The sequence below is a fragment of the Streptococcus xiaochunlingii genome, assembly GCF_006385805.1.
Taxonomy (GTDB): Bacteria; Bacillota; Bacilli; order Lactobacillales; family Streptococcaceae; genus Streptococcus; species Streptococcus xiaochunlingii.
Genome location: NZ_VFSG01000001.1, coordinates 1,146,501 through 1,162,460, shown reverse-complemented (window position 1 = coordinate 1,162,460; position 15,960 = coordinate 1,146,501). Strand labels below are relative to the sequence as shown.

Here is a 15,960-nt window from a genome sequence, read left to right as displayed (position 1 = left end):
TTCCATTTTAAGGAGACAAAACATGGAAAAAGACTGGTGGAAGGGGAAGGTCGCTTATCAGATCTACCCAAAAAGCTTCAAAGACAGCAATGGAGATGGTGTTGGGGATTTGAAAGGCATCACGGAGAAACTCGATTACCTTCAAGACTTAGGGATTGATATTCTCTGGCTATCTCCTGTTTACAAGAGTCCTTTTATTGACCAGGGTTATGATATTTCTGACTATTATGCCATTGATCCCCTTTTTGGGACCATGGAAGATATGGAAGAGCTGATTGCGGAAGGAAAGAAGCGAGGCATTTCCATCATTATGGACCTGGTGGTCAACCATTGCTCCAGTCATCACGAATGGTTCCAAAAGGCTCTAGCGGATCCAGATGGCCCTTATGCAGACTACTTTTACTTCATCGAAAGCGACAAGGAACCCAACAACTGGGAAAGTTATTTTGGAGGCAGTGTCTGGGAACCGGTTCCTGGCACCAACAAATACTATCTCCATTCTTTCCACAAGGATCAGCCAGACCTCAATTGGCAAAATCCTATCTTGCGTGAAGAGATTTACAAGATGATCAATTGGTGGTTGGACAAGGGAATTGCAGGCTTCCGGATTGACGCCATCATCAATATTAAAAAGGATTTAGAATGGCGTTCGCTTCCGTCCGATCGTTACAATGGGCTAGTCCCGGTGCCGGAATCGCTGGTCAATGCCCAACCGATTGAACCTTTCTTGCAAGAGTTAAAGGAACGGACTTTTGCCAAGTACAATGCCTTCACTGTAGGGGAAGTTTTCAATGAAACCGATGATGAACTACATTTCTTCATCGGAAAAGATGGTGTCTTCTCTTCCATCTTTGACTTCAAACAAACCATGCTAGGTCAGGAAGGAAAGGGCTGGTTTGACCATAGTCTTCCAACAGCAGATGAACTCAAGGAAAGTATTTTCCAAGCCCATGAGCGCGCGGATAGTATTGGGGTCCTCTCGACCATTATCGAGAATCACGACGAACCTCGTGGCGTGTCCCATTATATTGCAGAAGGTCCAGTAAACGATACCAGTAAAAAAGCCCTAGGAACCATTCAGGTTTTGCGTAAGGGAATTCCTTTTATCTACCAAGGCCAAGAAATTGGGATGGAAAACCAAGTCTTTGAATCGGTGGAGGACTTTGATGATATCGCGACCATCAATGGCTACCATGTGGCTAAAGAAGCTGGTTTGAGCGAGGAAGAAGCCTTAGTAGCGATTGCCAAATACAGCCGGGACAATGCGCGGACGCCTATGCAATGGTCAGCAGAGCCAGGATTAGGCTTCAGCGATGGAACAGCCTGGTTGATTAGTCCCAAACCAGACTATTCTATTAATGTGGAAGACCAGGAAAAGGATCCAAACTCCATCTTGAATTATTATCGCCAGCTGACGGCCTTGTATCGCCATCCCCTCTATAGAAATACCATCCGGTTTGGAGATATGATTCCAGCTTATCGTGACCGTGAGAACATCATCGCCTTTGAACGCCGTGGGGACAAGCGTCTCTGGGTGATCAGCAATTTCCAAAATCGCCAGGCCACCTTGGAGTTGCCAGCTCCGATTAAAACGGTTATTTTAAACAATGTCGCTGGACTATTCCAAGAAGGAGATCAAGTATTAGAATTGACCCCTTACCAAACGGTTGTGTTGGAATTGGTGGAATAAGGAGAAACTTTGCATCAGTGTTAGAAATTAATGTAGAATAGTATTTTCATTAAATATTCTGGGGAAATTTATAAAAGTTTTCTATACTTTAGAATCAGTCAAGGATAAACTGAAACTTTCCGCCGTGAGAAAAGTACTTGAAACATTAATGTTTCAAGCACTCGGGAGTTTTGGAACATTAGGTCCAAAACTAAGTCATGGAACTTCGAAGAAGTTCGCTGACGTCCGTACTCACCTAAGGAAAGTTTTGAAAGATATTTTATCTCCAAAAAGAACCTTCGCGTCTGCGAAGGTTCTTTTCGTGTCATCCAAGTCTAAACCTGGAACTTACTCAACTTCTTTCTTTTTCAAGAGGAGGAAGCCGCCGCTAACGGCTAACAAGAAGCCTGAAAGAACGAAGTGTGCAGTTGAGTCTTCTCCAGTTTGTGGCAATTGTGCCTTGGCTGGACTTTCTTGGAAGCTTTGTCCTACTTGGTAGCTAAGTGGATGAACGACACCAGATTCTTTTTCAACTTTAGGAGAAGCTGGTAAAGTAGTCTGAGACTGCTCTACTTTTTTCTGCTCTGCTTGATTGTAGATTGGGACTACCACCCGATCTGGTTCTTTGGCTGGTACGTAATCCATCAAGCTTGCCAACTTGCTGCCAAAGATCGCATTGGTTACCCAGCGGAAGAAGTGGACAGGGTGTTGACGGTTGGTTGGATTTCCTGCATAGACAAAGAGAGGTTGTCCCATCAGTTCTCCAGAGATGGCCATGACTTTGTTGGCTAGGACTTCATTTTTTGGCCACCAGCCAGCAATGTAGTAGTCGCTTGAAGCGATGCTCATCAAGGTCTTGAAGTTGCTTGGAACTTTTTCAATCCAGTTTCCTGAGTTGGAGTAGAAGAGGGCGTTCTTCTTGTAACCGCTGGTCAGTGGATCTTGGTCATCAATGATGGCCTTCATCAAGCCCTCGTAGTCACTGCCACCTTTAAGTTTTTCAGCATCAAAACCTGTAAGAACTCCCAATTTTTCCAGTTTCTGCATGGCTTCCCCTCCGATGACGAGAGTTGGTTTCTTGCCGAAGATGGAAGCATCAAAGCGGTTGTTTTCAAGCACAATGACATCTGCTTCGTCAGGAGTATCGACGATTTGGAAACCTAATTTTTCAAGGACCAAACTAGTATGAGCAGGCGCATCTACGCCGGTCCAATCGTAGTGATAGTTTGGAGAAAAGATCTTCAATGGTTTCAAGGTTGGACCGTTTGGTACCTTGTAGAGGGCTTCGCCATAGATAGCGTAGTTTGGAAGTAGTGATGCAAAGGTATCGCGATCAACGATGTAGCCATCATCTGTTAGGTAGACAGATTTACCTTGGGAAATCGCCTTGTTCACGGCTTGAACAGCGCTAGCCGAGGTATTGGCAATGACGTAGTAAGGCGCTTTCGGATCAATCTCAGAGGTTCTAGTCGCGCGAGTGGTGGTGACTTCTCCAAGTTTTCCAGCAAAGAGGCCGTCATTGAACACAGGTTCTGCCTTGAAGCCTTTCATATCAGGGAAGTTAACGAGAAGTTCCGCATACATAGCAGCCCATGCTGATTCATTGGAACCTTTGTAGAGGATATGGTTGGCGTAGCCCCGTTTAGCTTGGGCCATATCAATGACTAAGTCCCCTTTTTTGTAGTTGCCTGTATCTTCTTTGAGTTCTTTAACGAGGACACCGTTTCGTTTGAAGTAGTCGATCATATTGAAGGCTTCTTGGGCGTCATTGTCCTTGTCGAGTCCCATTGGGATAACATAATAGTCAGGGAAGAATTTCGGACGACCATTCTTTACACGACCGACAACTTTACCAGTTGGTCCTACTAATTCATTTTCTGCTTTTGGATCTTCAATCTTGTTGAGACCACGTAGGTAGAAGTTGAGCCGCATCTCAAGGAGTTTGTCTGGATCTTGGTTGAGGAAGTCAATACCGCCGAGGACAGCATTACGACCAGCATAATAAGATTCCTGGTTGGATTCTGGTATTTCAATGGTGTGGCCCAAGATGCCGTGATAGACAGCATAGACACCTGTATAACCAGAGAAGGAATCATCCCAGCCATCTCCCCAATCCAGTTTTGGAATGATGTAGCTGTCGTATTTGGAATTGGCAACCCCTGCGCGACCCATATGACGGGCATTTTCCAGCATGAGATTGGACATGAGGTCGTATTCAAAGTTCGGATCATGTGGAGGTGTTGCAGGCTCGATCAAGAATTCTTTGACAAATCCATGGATATCATAGAGAGCGATCGGATTCCACTTGTTGATCATTTGGATGACGGTACGCACTTCTGGGTTGGTTTGGTAGCTGGCATCCCGGTTTGGATCCAGTCCATTGGCCAAAGCACGTAGGTTGAGAGCGTCCCCGTCAGGGTTTTCCGTGAAGTCAAACAAGAAGATGAATTTATTGAGCAAGGTTGGGATGTCCAGAGTCACATTCTTGACGTTACCGGCTTCATCCGTAGTCTTAAAGGTGACTTGATTTTCAGTTGCGAAGGTACGGAAGAGTCCCGTGATAATATCAATTCCAGGTTGTTCATCGGCGTGGGTATTGTGAACAAGGACAGGTAGTTTATAATCGAGTTTGTGGTCTTTCAAAGCAGCCAACATCTCACTTGGTTTGGTGAGGGCTTTTGGATTGGTAGATGAGAGGTAGTGATCGATGCTGGCTTGGTCCTTACTCACGATTCCCATCTTCATATCACGTCCTTGTGCGCTCTTACCAAGAGTTTCAAGCTGAACTAGACGGTCCGTTTTGGCTTCTGCCCTTGTCTGCTCAATGGACGCTAGCATTTCCTCGTGGGTATGGAAATCTTTATATGGACGGAAGGTTAGATTCTTGCGAATAGTCAGCCCAAGATCTGAACTAGTTCCGACTAAAGTATGCTCGCCAATATAGTTCCGATAGGTCCGACGGATATTATTAGGGCTCCGAAGGCTTAAATCTTCGCCAAAGAGTTCCTTGACCGTAAAGGTCAGATCCAAATCGTTTCCGTTTTTGTTCTCTTCAACTGTGATGAAGGGATCTTTGGACAGAGTTCCTGTCTCCATGTCCCAAGTTTTCCACTCTTCCAGTGGTTTGTCGTCCAAAGTCCAGCTAATCTTGCCAGCAGCCTGAGCTTGATCCTTAACGGTATCCGTCAGCGTTCCTTTTTCAGACATGTAAACAGGACTATCACTAAGGCTGATAGCTGGCTCTGCGTTTGCTGCTCGCTCTGTTCCTGTGTTTTCTGGCTTAGCACTAGGGCTAGTAGTGTCTGAAGCGGTAGGAGAGGCGTCAACTGGGCTAGAAGGATTAGTTGGAGCAGTCTCTGCAGGACTTGCAGTCGCTTCTGTTGCAGGAGCAGGACTGTTAGCCTCTGTGCTTGTTGCCGGGCTAGCGTTTGTTTCCTCTGGCTTGAGGACGTTTTCGACAGGTGCGGCAGGACTAGCTGTCTCAACAGTGTCCGCAGCAACTTGGCCTTGTGCGAGGAAGGCTAAAAGGACAGCGGTAGAGAGACTGAGTGCGTTTGTGTACAAACGCTTCTTATAAGAAGAATGCATAAAGAGACCTCCTTTGTTCTTTGTATACATATACACTTATCATATCATTTTATGACAGCGCTTTCAATAGGGGTTTTAGAATAATTTTCTGAGGAAAGGAGTAGAGTAGGATCAAGAAAAAGATAAAAAGAAGCCGAAACATTTGGCCTCTTTCTGTATATGAGCAGAACTCATGCTTGCAGTTCCTCCTGGTAATTTTGATAGAATTCCACCTTGATGGAGATGAAGGTTTCAAGATCACGGAGGAGTTGCAGAAGGGTCGCTCGGGTTTCAAATTCTTGACGAGATCGAGGGAGAGGTCGCTCACGAAAGACTGCTAGATAGCGGTTGATTTCGTCAAGTAGGAATTGGGCTGGATTTTCCTGACTGAGCTGGCTGGCTGTTTTAGCAAAGAGTTGGGCCAAAATAAGACTCTCGCTCGCGGCTAATTGACAGTTGTTTACGTTGTTGGCCATGTCCCGCAGGATATTATTTTGGTGCTTGCGCATCTCAAAATAATGGATATGGTAGTTGGTCTGATGGAAGAGGTGATTGGAGTGGTCTAAATAGACTAAATCGAGAGCTTCTTTTAAGATGGTATCTAGCTCACGAATCAAGCTAGCATCGTTGCTCCCATCTCCTTTTCCTAGAAACTCTGCAAAGCGATAGAGAATCTTCTTGAGTTGCTCCTCGACAATTTCATGATAGCGATCAATTTCTTCCTGTCGAGAAGGCATATAGAGATTGGCTAGGAGGGCAAAGCTGGTTCCGATTAGGAAAATAGCTACTTCATTTCCCAATAAAGAAAGGGAAGTGGATTTTTCTAGCAGGAGATGGGTAACCAGGACAGAGCTGGGCGTGATACCAATTTCCCAGCCTTGTAGGAAAGCAAGGGGGACATAGGTGGCCAGATAAAGACCAAGGGCCCAGAGATTGAAGCTGAGAATCTGAAAGGCTAAGCTTCCAAGGAGGAGGGCAAGAAGCATGGACATGAAGCGATTATAGGCTAGTTTGGCGGTACTTCTACGGGTATCGCTAATGCTGAGAATGGCAATGATCCCCGCAGAGGTGGCGTAGGACAGACCCAAAAACTCTGCAAGCAAGATGGCCAAACAGGTGGCGAGAACCATCTTGATGGTTCGGTGAATAAGTGGCATAATGCTGATTCTTTCCTTTTTCTAAACTAGTTTCATTATACCACAAGCAAAGTGCCCTACTCCAAATGTTTCACCAGATATGGCAATTGTGTTATACTAGTTTCATGGAAAAAAACGATATTGTTTATGGCGTTCATGCCGTTACAGAAGCACTAGTCGCAAATACAGGAAATAAATTGTATATCCAGGATGATTTGCGTGGAAAAAATGTAGAAAAAATCAAAGATCTAGCAGCGGAAAAAAAGGTCTCCATTTCTTGGACCCCTAAGAAGACCTTGCAAGAAATGACAGAAGGAGCTGTCCACCAAGGTTTTGTCTTGCGGGTTTCGGAATTTGCCTATACGGACTTGACTGAGATCTTGACCCAAGTAGCTAATCAAGACAATCCCTTGCTCTTGATTTTGGATGGCTTGACCGATCCGCATAACTTGGGATCCATCCTGCGAACAGCAGATGCGACCCAGGTAGCGGGAGTCATCATTCCTAAGCACCGTGCTGTTGGGGTGACCCCTGTTGTTGCCAAGACCTCAACTGGGGCAGTGGAGCATGTCCCTATTGCTCGAGTAACCAACCTTAGCCAAACCTTGGACAAGCTCAAAGAAGCAGGTTTTTGGATCTTTGGAACTGATATGAATGGAACGCCATCTCACAAATGGAATACCAGTGGGAAGCTAGCCCTCATTATTGGCAACGAAGGCAAGGGGATTTCAGCCAATATAAAAAAACAAGTGGATGAAATGATTACTATTCCTATGCAGGGGCATGTCCAAAGTCTAAATGCCAGTGTCGCAGCAGCGATCCTTATGTATGAGGTCTTTCGCAATAAATTATAATAGAAGAAATCAAAGGAAGGGGGCAATCCATGAAAGAAAAAATTTTGTTAGTGGACGGCTACAACATGATTGCCTTCTGGCAGGAAACCCGCCAGCTCTTTAAGAAGAGTGAGTTAGATGCTGCACGAACGATCCTCCTAGAGAAGCTTAGCCACTATGCCAGCTTTGAAGGCATTCGCGTGATTTGTGTCTTTGATGCCCAATACATGCCAGGGATTCGCCAGACCTACGAAGAATTTCAGGTCCAAGTGGTTTTCACAGCGGAGGAGGAGACCGCCGATGACTACATTGAACGCTTGGCAGCAGAGCTCAATACCCCCCTCCACCAAGTATCAGTCGCGACAAGTGACTTGAATGAGCAATGGACAGTCTTTGCTCAAGGAGCGCTCCGTGTTTCAGCGCGGGAGTTGGAGAAACGGGTCGCTGTTGTTAAAGCCGACTTGAACCAAGCGCGAGGAGCCGTCAACGATCAAAAACCACCGATACGGCCTTTTGACCAAGAGGGCCTACGTCAACTACAAAAAGAGATGGGAGCAAGTAAATGACCTTTAAAATTTTAACAGATTCAACTGCAGATTTAGATGAAACATGGGCAAAGGAGCATGATGTAGAGATCGTCGGTTTGTCGATCCAAGTCGATGGGACTCATTATGAGACAGTAGGTCCAGACAAACTTACTAGCCCCCAATTATTAGCAGAAATGCAAAAGGGTGCTAAACCAACGACCAGCCAGGTCAATGTTGGGCAATTCCAAGAGATTTTCAAGGGTTATGCTCAGCGCAAGGAAGACCTCCTTTATATCGCCTTCTCTTCAGTCTTGTCAGGGACCTACCAGAGTGCGGTCATGGCAAGAGACTTAATCCTTGAAGACTACCCAGAAGCTGTGATTGAAATCATCGATCCAAAAGCTGCAGGGATTGGAGAGGGCTACTTGTCCATGCTAGCGGTTGAGGCGCGTGATGCCGGCAAGAGTTTGGATCAGGTAAAAGAGGAACTAATGGAAGTCGCTCCTAAGTTGCGGACCTATTTCTTGGTGGATGATCTCTACCACCTTATGCGCGGAGGACGTCTCTCTAAGAGTTCAGCTATCGTCGGAAGTTTGGTCAACATTAAACCCCTTCTTTGGATTGATGCAGAAGGCAAGTTAGCCCCTATAGCCAAAGTTCGTGGACGTAAAAAAGCCGTGCGGGAAATGGTTTCACTCATCCAAGAGGATATCGGCCACAGCACAGCTTTGGTTTCTTATACTGATGATCTAGCAGGAGCGGAAGAGCTCAAGGCTCAATTGTTGGAGAATCCAGCCATCTCCCAAGTTTTGATCATGCCTTTGGGGCCCGTCATTGCAGCCCACGTCGGCCCTAATTCCTTGATTGGCTTTGTCATAGGAAAAGAAAATCGCAAATAATTTTTCAAATCGGTTGACTTTTATCTGAGAATTTTGATACAATAGTAGGCGGTATTGTTTACCCCATTTGTAAGGCCCCGGAACCTTTCAAATAACTTGCGGACCGGAACATCCGCCCTGTAAACAAAAACGATATTCATAATAGGAGAAATCATGAACAAAACTACATTCATGGCTAAACCAGGCCAAGTAGAACGCAAATGGTACGTTGTTGACGCAACTGATGTACCTCTTGGACGCCTTTCAGCAGTTGTTGCTAGCGTACTTCGCGGAAAAAACAAACCAACATTCACACCACACACTGATACAGGTGACTTCGTAATCGTTATCAATGCTGAAAAAGTTAAATTGACTGGTAAAAAAGCAACTGATAAGATCTACTACACTCACTCAAACCACCCAGGTGGATTGAAATCAATCTCTGCTGGTGAACTTCGTTCTAAAAATGCAGTACGTTTGATCGAGAAATCAGTTAAAGGTATGCTTCCACACAATACTCTTGGCCGCGCTCAAGGTATGAAATTGAAAGTATTCGTTGGAGCTGAGCACACTCACGCTGCACAACAACCAGAAGTTCTTGATATTTCAGGACTTATCTAAGGAAAGGAACAATAAAGTATGTCACAAGCACAATATGCAGGTACTGGACGTCGTAAAAACGCTGTTGCACGCGTTCGCCTTGTTCCAGGAACTGGTAAAATCACTGTTAACAAAAAAGATGTTGAAGAGTACATCCCACACGCTGACCTTCGTCTTGTAATCAACCAACCATTCGCAGTTACTTCAACTGTAGGTTCATACGACGTTTTCGTTAACGTTGTAGGTGGTGGATACGCTGGTCAAGCAGGAGCAATCCGTCACGGTATCGCTCGTGCCCTTCTTCAAGTAGACCCAGACTTCCGCGATTCATTGAAACGCGCAGGACTTCTTACACGTGACTCACGTAAAGTTGAGCGTAAGAAACCAGGCTTGAAAAAGGCCCGTAAAGCATCACAATTTAGTAAACGTTAAAACTTATTTACACTTATTGAAAGCATTTCGTATCAAAAATACGGGATGCTTTTTCTGTTCACCCCAAATTTTTGTAACTAGGTGATACTTGAAATTAATACAAATTTGGTTGTTTTTGATAAATCTAAGCAACACTAAATGATGAAGTGAAAGGGGATGAATCTTTGATAGTATTCATTTATTGTGAAATATGATATATTTATTAATTAGATGGATGAATACTTCTAGAGTTAAATATAGCATAATAGGGACAGACTTTTTGGTTTATTTTTGTTTGTAGTCGGATTATGAAAGAATATCCAATATTATGCGATAAGATAGAATGTTACAAAAAAGAAAGGGGATGCAATCCGATGAAGAAAGACAGATTAATTGTATTGACAGATGCTGTTCTAGCAATTATTATGACCATCTTGATTTTAGAGTTAGAAAAACCAACAACACCAAGTCTTGAAGCTTTTTGGGATTTACGGCAAAATTTCTTTGCTTGTTTTCTTTCCTTTTTCTGGTTGGGATCGTTATGGATGGCACTAAACACATTATGGGAAAAGGTTGAGAAAATTTCCTCAGAAATTATTTGGTGGAATTTGTTTCTACTCTTGGAGCGGCAGGAGTTCTCTTTGGAGAATTTCATGCCATCCAAGATACCAGTCTGAATGATGTGGTGGACCGGATCTATATAAATGTCAAGGATTTACCGTTTCAGTCCTTGGGAGCTTTAGCTAATATCCTGTCTGATGTTAAGAAGGGACTGATTCAAGACAGTCATATCTGGTCTTTCTTCCAGTCATTTTTCAAACAATATCAGTTGATAATCAGCTTAAATCAGATCTATCAGTTTGTCTATCTTTCTCTGATGGAGATCATGTCCTATCTTCACTTTGATTATTGGAAAAAACGGCTCGGTCAGGAGCTAGTATGAATAAGGAGAACAAATGAGACGTTTAAAAATGTTATGGCATATTATACAGGTTACGGGTTTTACTCGGTTTGCTCTGAGTTTTGTGACCTTTGTTTTTGGGTCAGGAGGCGTGCTTTTCCTAGTTGAACCTGCTATCACAAATTACGGAGACGGTCTTTGGTATGCTTTTGTGACTTCGACGACTGTCGGCTACGGGGATCTCCTAGCTGTGACCTTGATTGGAAGGATTACCAGTGTCTTCTTGACGATTTATGGGCTCATATTTTTTGGCTGTTTATCAGCTGTTATTATTAATTATTATACCGATTTAAATAAGGAAAGAGGAGAGGACAAATGACTGCCAATTATTCAACACGGGAATACCGTGAGAAATTATACGATGACCTTCATGTTCGATTGAGAGATACAGCGATTTTGATGTGTGCAATTTTTATTGCCTCTATCGGTCTAAATATGAATTCAACAGCTGTTATTATTGGAGCCATGTTAATTTCACCTCTCATGACACCGATTGTTGGACTGGGATTCGGTTTAGCTATTTTTGATACGCGTTTAATCAAGCAATCTCTAGAGGTTTTATTGACTCAAGTGTTGGTCAGTTTGCTTGTCTCGACTCTGTATTTCTGGATTTCTCCCTTGTCTTATGCAAGTAGCGAGTTGATCGCACGAACCTCTCCAACCATTTAGGATGTTCTCATTGCTATTGCTGGTGGGATTGCTGGTGTGATCGGTTCAAGGAAAAAAGAAGCAAACAATATCGTGCCAGGAGTAGCCATTGCTACAGCTTTGATGCCGCCTATCTGTACTGCTGGCTATGGTTTAGCTAATGGGAATGTACGATTTTTATTGGGGGCTCTCTATCTTTTCTTGATCAACTGTGTCTTTATCATGCTAGCCAACATTGTTGGAACAAGAATTTTGATGAGAAAATCTCCTTTAACTTCATTTAAAGAGCTGAGCATTAAAATGAGAATTGGCTTGATTTCTTTGATTGTATTGTTGATTCTTCCAGCTAGCTATTCGGCAGTTACTCTGACAATAGAACAAGCGCGCAAAGAAGGGATCAAACAGTTTGTAGGAAAAGAGTTCGCCAATTATACGGTTATTAATCAAGTCTACAAGTCAAGTAACAATGAATTGGTCTTGACGGTTGTTGGAGATCCGATTTCAGAAGAAGAATTAGAAACACTCCACCAAAAACAAGCCTCTTACGGTATTCAATCTGTTCAATTGAAAGTGAATCAAGTTCAGAACTCGCCAACATTAGATAGTGAAGCGACCAAGGAATTTTATGAAAACATTGACAAGTATATTGATCAAAAACTCTCTGAAAAAGATTCACAAAACGATCTCGTAAAAGAAAATGAAGCAGACAAGGATTGAGGACAATGAACTGAATCGGTTTTTACGCCGTGTTTTTCTTGTATCTTCCTCTTTCTTACTTATAGCAGGTTGTTTTTGCTTGAATAAGAAATAAATTAGAAGTTCTATCATCTAAGAAAAATGATGAAAAAAATCATTTAACTAATGGTGTGAACGTTTAGTGTTTATCAGCTCCATTCTCTGTAATTTTGGGGGTAAAATCCACACCATTTAGATAAAATTAGTTGAATTTGATTGGAAAAACGCTTTTATAAAAGCGGAGAAAAGTCTTGATATTACGCTGTTTTTAGTCCAACTGAAATTCATACTTTCCAAACCAGGTCATACGATCTGTGAGAAAAAGAACACATAACAAAAAGAGGAGCTTCACAATAAAGTTCCTCTTCTTTTATATATCCGAATCATTATTCTTATTTCAAAAAAGGTAGTGAAAAAGGTAGTGATTCGGTTGATTTATATTGCAATGTAGTGAAATTTAGAATTTCAAGAATCGCTTAAAATCAAGGTTTCTAACATCTATTGACGTGTAGTGAACCCCTATTTCACCTCTGTAAAAATTAAATAATCCCTTTATAAACCTTATTATATCAGCATTCTTTCCTGTTATTGAAAAATAGGTAGAGACTCAGGATTTACTTAAAATTTATTAGTACAGAAATTATTTTTAAATTTTAACTGACTATAAACCTTTACAATCTTTCTTATTACTTAGTTTGAAATATAAATATATTAGCAAGTCTTTAAATTGTACTAAAACAGCTCTAAACACACTTCCTAAACTTAAAAACTCTAAAAAATCGGATGACATCATAAAAAGGGGTGAATTGCTTCTAACGGTAAGTGTGAAAATAATCTACTATTGAAATCTCTTTAGCTCAAATTAAAATAATCATTCTGTATCAATTAAAAGGCAATTAATATAGATCCCATCTTCTCCAAGAATTCTTAACTTTGCTCCACGTTGAACCACTACTTCCTGGAAAGACTCAATCTCTCCATTCACATTTCCAGCATAGAAGGCACATGTGCCCTTTGGCAATAAAATTCTCAAAATACGTTCTGTTTTTTGAATGGTTGCTTTTGTGAGCGATGTATGCAAAAACCCCTTTTCATACATATCAATGTCATTAATAAACAGAGCCGCTTCTTTAGTTTGATTCAGAACTGAATCATCTATACCTCTGTACACAACTATATCATTCATTAAACTATATTTTTTAATTGCATTACTATATTCACAAGCTTCTTCATTTTGTAAATCTTTTCTTAAATCTTTATTTAATGCTTCTGAGAAATGACAGATTGAATACTCTGGAGTATATTTGTTGTTACTATTTGGAACATACTTCTTTGGAGATACATTTATATATCTATGAGCGAATTCTTTAACTCTCTCAGTATATTTCTCACGTTCTTTGTCACTCATATTTTCATAAGAGGTTTTAGAAATTTTGCCCTTATATGGTGCAATTTCATCCCATGACTCATAATCCATCTTATTGCCTTTTAGACCAGAGTATTGTATCGGTTTATTTAAGATGTAGTGAATCCAAAAATAATTCCAAATTTTATTAAAATATTTTTTCATGCAATAATACCTCACAATATTTTTAAATTTTATATAATTATATTAATAATCATTTCACGGTAGCGTAAAATAAGTTGTGTCAATAAAAAAAGAAATAGAGCCGTTATAATAGAGTTGTTAAACATTTCTAGAAAGAGATTTATTCCTATGGCTCAGTTTACCACAGAATCGCTTAATTTCCTATCCTAAAATGCTCTGGACAATATGACTAGAGCATTTTCTATATATCCGAACATCTAATTTATTCACAAAATGTAGTCATTAGGTTGATTTTTATTGCACTACTTTGGAATTTAAATAAAGAAAAAACGCTTTAAATCAGCGTTTTTCTAATGTATTGATTCGTGTTGAATCCCTATTTCACTTCTGTAAAAACTAAATAAGGTAAATTTTTGATATTCTGGTTCGATTTTCGCTTATTTTTTATGAAAGTTTACCTTATTTTAATGAAACTGATTGAAATTAGTTAAAATTTTATTTTTTGAAAAGTTATGAAAACGTTGATTTTAAAGCACTTTGAAATTAGATGAAATAAGTGGTGCCCCAACCAGGTCTTAAGAAAGCTCGTAAAGCTAGCCAGTTCTCTAAACGTTAATTCGTTACTGGAATACAGAATACAAACGAAAACACTTTGCATCTTGCAAGGTGTTTTTTGTATCAGAACTGGCGGTGCGCAATTAGGATAGCTCTAGCGACTTTAGTCGCGTAGAGATATGCTATGCACAGTTGCCCCAAGAAAACAAGCGTAGCGATGTTTGATTGGATGGCAACCACTGCACTCTAAACGTTCATTCAACAGAATTACAATACATACAAAGAGCACCTTTCGGGGTGTTCTTTTTCTTATGCCCAAACTAAATCAAAGATAAACAAAAACCACCCCATCTCCCTCAGTCAAATAGGACTGCAGAAAATAGGGTGGTTTTAGCACGTTAACGATTAGTTTTCGTCTTTGTGAAGGATGTTTTTCACACCGTTGATAGCTCCTTCAACAGCTTCTTTTGCGTCTTCAGCAACTTCTTTTGCTTTTGAAGCAACTTTTTCAGCAACGCCTTCAGCTTCTGTTTTTGTGTCGCCGGTTATTTTACCGAGACCTTCCTTAACAGAACCTTTAACTTGGTTTAATTTATCTTCTAATGACATAGCGCCACCTCCGTTAAGTAAATAGTTTTTTAATCTGAGTTCAAGACAGTTCATTTAAAAAATTAAAACTATTTAGTTCAGATTAATATAAGTATATACCCTCTGAAATGGAAAGTCAAATATTCGCTACGGTATTCTGAAAGTTGGAGTGAGTCCTTACGATATCGTGAAAAAGAGGGATGAATAGGTCGCCGCTTTGTTTTCTATTTGAAGAAACATCGGTCTTCAGCTATTTCAAAACAAAATCCTCCAGATGATTAAGGGATAATACATTGTAGAATCGTCAGGCTAGAAAATCTAAACGGTTGTTTTCTCCTATCAAAGCGGAGTAAATAACAAAAGAAGATGACACTTTCTGTTCAAGAAGGTACAATTAAGGGCTTCCTTGCTTACAAGTTTTTCTATGTGCTATACTTGTACATAATTGAATGGAAGAATGATATTGGAGAAAAGATGATATGAAATATGCCAAACATGGAGTCGCTTTACTGTTCCTGTTATATCTATTTGTTTTTGGGATTGAAGGCCTTGGTATCTACCTAACTGGAGTTTTCAATGGTGATGTAAGTTTTCTTTATTTCATCTATTTGATTCTCTACTCTTTGCTTCTCATCGGCATTCTATTTTGGTTCAAAAGACAGAAGATAGTCGTCCGTTCAAATATACAGAAATGGAAGTGGCACTATCTGGGGTATTTTGCTCTGGTGCTCTTGTGGTTCTTTGTTGAAAGATGGGTGTTGCAAACTTTTCAGGATTTGCTGGTTCCTGTCGTTCATCAAACCAAATTGCCATCCTCCATTTATCTAAATGGCCCGGGTATTTCGGGTACTTTGTTTTTTGTCCTAGCAACTGTTACATCTCCTATGATAGAAGAATTTATTTTTAGAGTCTATCTGATGAATGTCTTCTTTAAAGAAAGTAAGTTTCATTTAGATGTTTTGCTTTCGGGTTTTCTCTTTGCGGCCTTTCATCTGATCCATCAATATCGGGATCCTGTAACCTTTTCTCTTTATTTCTGTTCAGGACTCTTCTTCGCAGCTGTCTATAAGAAAACTAAAGATATCCGGTTGCCCATCTTCTTGCATGCCTTTAGCAATTTTCTCACTTTTTGGAAACCGATCTGGATTTTCATCTTCAATTATATCTACTGGCATTTTCTTGTTAAATAACCTTGTCTCTGTGGCCGGGCGTGAAATGGGAGTTAGAGGAGCCAACTATTGAGCGAGGTTTTCATCATACTTCCTTGACTCTTCCTCTACTAGGCCGTATAATATTCTATATC

General features: G+C 41.0%; 14 protein-coding genes and 1 pseudogene. 11 read left to right on the top strand and 4 right to left on the bottom strand.

Going from position 1 to position 15,960, the window contains the following annotated elements; genetic code table 11:
- The first annotated feature begins 22 nt into the window (after positions 1–22).
- Positions 23–1,690 (top strand): alpha-glucosidase, encoded by a 1,668-nt coding sequence (locus FJR71_RS05935; RefSeq protein WP_140814323.1) that lies wholly within the window; start codon positions 23–25, stop codon positions 1,688–1,690.
- Positions 1,691–2,017: 327 nt separating this feature from the next.
- Here the strand turns inward: FJR71_RS05935 and FJR71_RS05930 are convergent, their stop codons facing one another.
- Together FJR71_RS05930 and FJR71_RS05925 are read right to left on the bottom strand one after the other, a co-directional pair.
- Positions 2,018–5,257, bottom strand: coding sequence for an LPXTG-anchored zinc carboxypeptidase (locus FJR71_RS05930; RefSeq protein WP_140814322.1), 3,240 nt, complete (start codon positions 5,255–5,257; stop codon positions 2,018–2,020).
- A 170-nt stretch (positions 5,258–5,427) separates the two neighbouring features.
- Positions 5,428–6,393: an aromatic acid exporter family protein gene (locus FJR71_RS05925; protein ID WP_140814321.1), complete on the bottom strand. Its 966-nt coding sequence runs from the start codon at positions 6,391–6,393 to the stop codon at positions 5,428–5,430.
- Positions 6,394–6,497: 104 nt separating this feature from the next.
- Between FJR71_RS05925 and rlmB the strand changes: the two genes are divergently transcribed.
- From rlmB to FJR71_RS05880, 9 genes and pseudogenes are all read left to right on the top strand, one after another.
- Positions 6,498–7,226 (top strand): 23S rRNA (guanosine(2251)-2'-O)-methyltransferase RlmB, encoded by a 729-nt coding sequence (rlmB, locus tag FJR71_RS05920; protein WP_048688495.1) that lies wholly within the window; start codon positions 6,498–6,500, stop codon positions 7,224–7,226.
- 29 nt (positions 7,227–7,255) lie between these two features.
- Positions 7,256–7,771 carry an NYN domain-containing protein gene (locus FJR71_RS05915; protein WP_006595602.1) on the top strand — a complete coding sequence of 172 codons (516 nt, stop codon included), beginning with the start codon at positions 7,256–7,258 and terminating at the stop codon, positions 7,769–7,771.
- On the top strand, positions 7,768–8,631 hold the full coding sequence (locus tag FJR71_RS05910) for a DegV family protein (protein WP_140814320.1): 864 nt from the start codon (positions 7,768–7,770) through the stop codon (positions 8,629–8,631). The genes FJR71_RS05915 and FJR71_RS05910 overlap by 4 nt, the downstream gene beginning before the upstream one ends.
- 153 nt (positions 8,632–8,784) lie before the next feature.
- Positions 8,785–9,231 carry a 50S ribosomal protein L13 gene (gene rplM / locus FJR71_RS05905; protein ID WP_002876943.1) on the top strand — a complete coding sequence of 149 codons (447 nt, stop codon included), beginning with the start codon at positions 8,785–8,787 and terminating at the stop codon, positions 9,229–9,231.
- A gap of 18 nt (positions 9,232–9,249) precedes the next feature.
- Positions 9,250–9,642 (top strand): 30S ribosomal protein S9, encoded by a 393-nt coding sequence (gene rpsI / locus FJR71_RS05900; protein WP_000075969.1) that lies wholly within the window; start codon positions 9,250–9,252, stop codon positions 9,640–9,642.
- 353 nt (positions 9,643–9,995) lie between these two features.
- Complete coding sequence (locus tag FJR71_RS05895) at positions 9,996–10,298, top strand: TMEM175 family protein (protein WP_004240734.1); 303 nt, start codon at positions 9,996–9,998, stop codon at positions 10,296–10,298.
- A complete protein-coding gene (locus tag FJR71_RS05890) occupies positions 10,223–10,564 on the top strand; it encodes a hypothetical protein (protein WP_000397556.1) in 342 nt (113 codons plus the stop codon). The genes FJR71_RS05895 and FJR71_RS05890 overlap by 76 nt, the downstream gene beginning before the upstream one ends.
- A 13-nt stretch (positions 10,565–10,577) precedes the next feature.
- On the top strand, positions 10,578–10,901 hold the full coding sequence (locus tag FJR71_RS05885) for a potassium channel family protein (protein ID WP_001253404.1): 324 nt from the start codon (positions 10,578–10,580) through the stop codon (positions 10,899–10,901).
- A pseudogene (locus FJR71_RS05880) lies at positions 10,898–11,947 on the top strand (DUF389 domain-containing protein). Before FJR71_RS05885 ends, FJR71_RS05880 begins: the two are co-directional and overlap by 4 nt.
- Before the next feature lie 889 nt (positions 11,948–12,836).
- Here the strand turns inward: FJR71_RS05880 and FJR71_RS05870 are convergent.
- Positions 12,837–13,535 carry an ADP-ribosyltransferase gene (locus FJR71_RS05870; protein ID WP_140814319.1) on the bottom strand — a complete coding sequence of 233 codons (699 nt, stop codon included), beginning with the start codon at positions 13,533–13,535 and terminating at the stop codon, positions 12,837–12,839.
- A 939-nt stretch (positions 13,536–14,474) separates the two neighbouring features.
- Complete coding sequence (locus FJR71_RS05865) at positions 14,475–14,678, bottom strand: CsbD family protein (RefSeq protein WP_129822474.1); 204 nt, start codon at positions 14,676–14,678, stop codon at positions 14,475–14,477.
- 458 nt (positions 14,679–15,136) lie between these two features.
- On the opposite strand from FJR71_RS05865, the gene FJR71_RS05860 reads away from it, so the two are divergent.
- Entirely contained in the window at positions 15,137–15,847 is a 711-nt protein-coding gene (locus tag FJR71_RS05860; RefSeq protein ID WP_140814318.1) for a CPBP family intramembrane glutamic endopeptidase, read from the top strand.
- Positions 15,848–15,960: the final 113 nt, after the last annotated feature.

What these genes read in the sequence shown, in the direction of transcription:
- FJR71_RS05935 (WP_140814323.1), top strand. Translation starts at nt 23, where the DNA reads ATGGAAAAAGACTGGTGGAAGGGGAAGGTCGCTTATCAGATCTACCCA.
- FJR71_RS05930 (WP_140814322.1), bottom strand. Translation starts at nt 5,257, where the DNA reads ATGCATTCTTCTTATAAGAAGCGTTTGTACACAAACGCACTCAGTCTC.
- FJR71_RS05925 (WP_140814321.1), bottom strand. Translation starts at nt 6,393, where the DNA reads ATGCCACTTATTCACCGAACCATCAAGATGGTTCTCGCCACCTGTTTG.
- rlmB (WP_048688495.1), top strand. Translation starts at nt 6,498, where the DNA reads ATGGAAAAAAACGATATTGTTTATGGCGTTCATGCCGTTACAGAAGCA.
- FJR71_RS05915 (WP_006595602.1), top strand. Translation starts at nt 7,256, where the DNA reads ATGAAAGAAAAAATTTTGTTAGTGGACGGCTACAACATGATTGCCTTC.
- FJR71_RS05910 (WP_140814320.1), top strand. Translation starts at nt 7,768, where the DNA reads ATGACCTTTAAAATTTTAACAGATTCAACTGCAGATTTAGATGAAACA.
- rplM (WP_002876943.1), top strand. Translation starts at nt 8,785, where the DNA reads ATGAACAAAACTACATTCATGGCTAAACCAGGCCAAGTAGAACGCAAA.
- rpsI (WP_000075969.1), top strand. Translation starts at nt 9,250, where the DNA reads ATGTCACAAGCACAATATGCAGGTACTGGACGTCGTAAAAACGCTGTT.
- FJR71_RS05895 (WP_004240734.1), top strand. Translation starts at nt 9,996, where the DNA reads ATGAAGAAAGACAGATTAATTGTATTGACAGATGCTGTTCTAGCAATT.
- FJR71_RS05885 (WP_001253404.1), top strand. Translation starts at nt 10,578, where the DNA reads ATGAGACGTTTAAAAATGTTATGGCATATTATACAGGTTACGGGTTTT.
- FJR71_RS05870 (WP_140814319.1), bottom strand. Translation starts at nt 13,535, where the DNA reads ATGAAAAAATATTTTAATAAAATTTGGAATTATTTTTGGATTCACTAC.
- FJR71_RS05865 (WP_129822474.1), bottom strand. Translation starts at nt 14,678, where the DNA reads ATGTCATTAGAAGATAAATTAAACCAAGTTAAAGGTTCTGTTAAGGAA.
- FJR71_RS05860 (WP_140814318.1), top strand. Translation starts at nt 15,137, where the DNA reads ATGAAATATGCCAAACATGGAGTCGCTTTACTGTTCCTGTTATATCTA.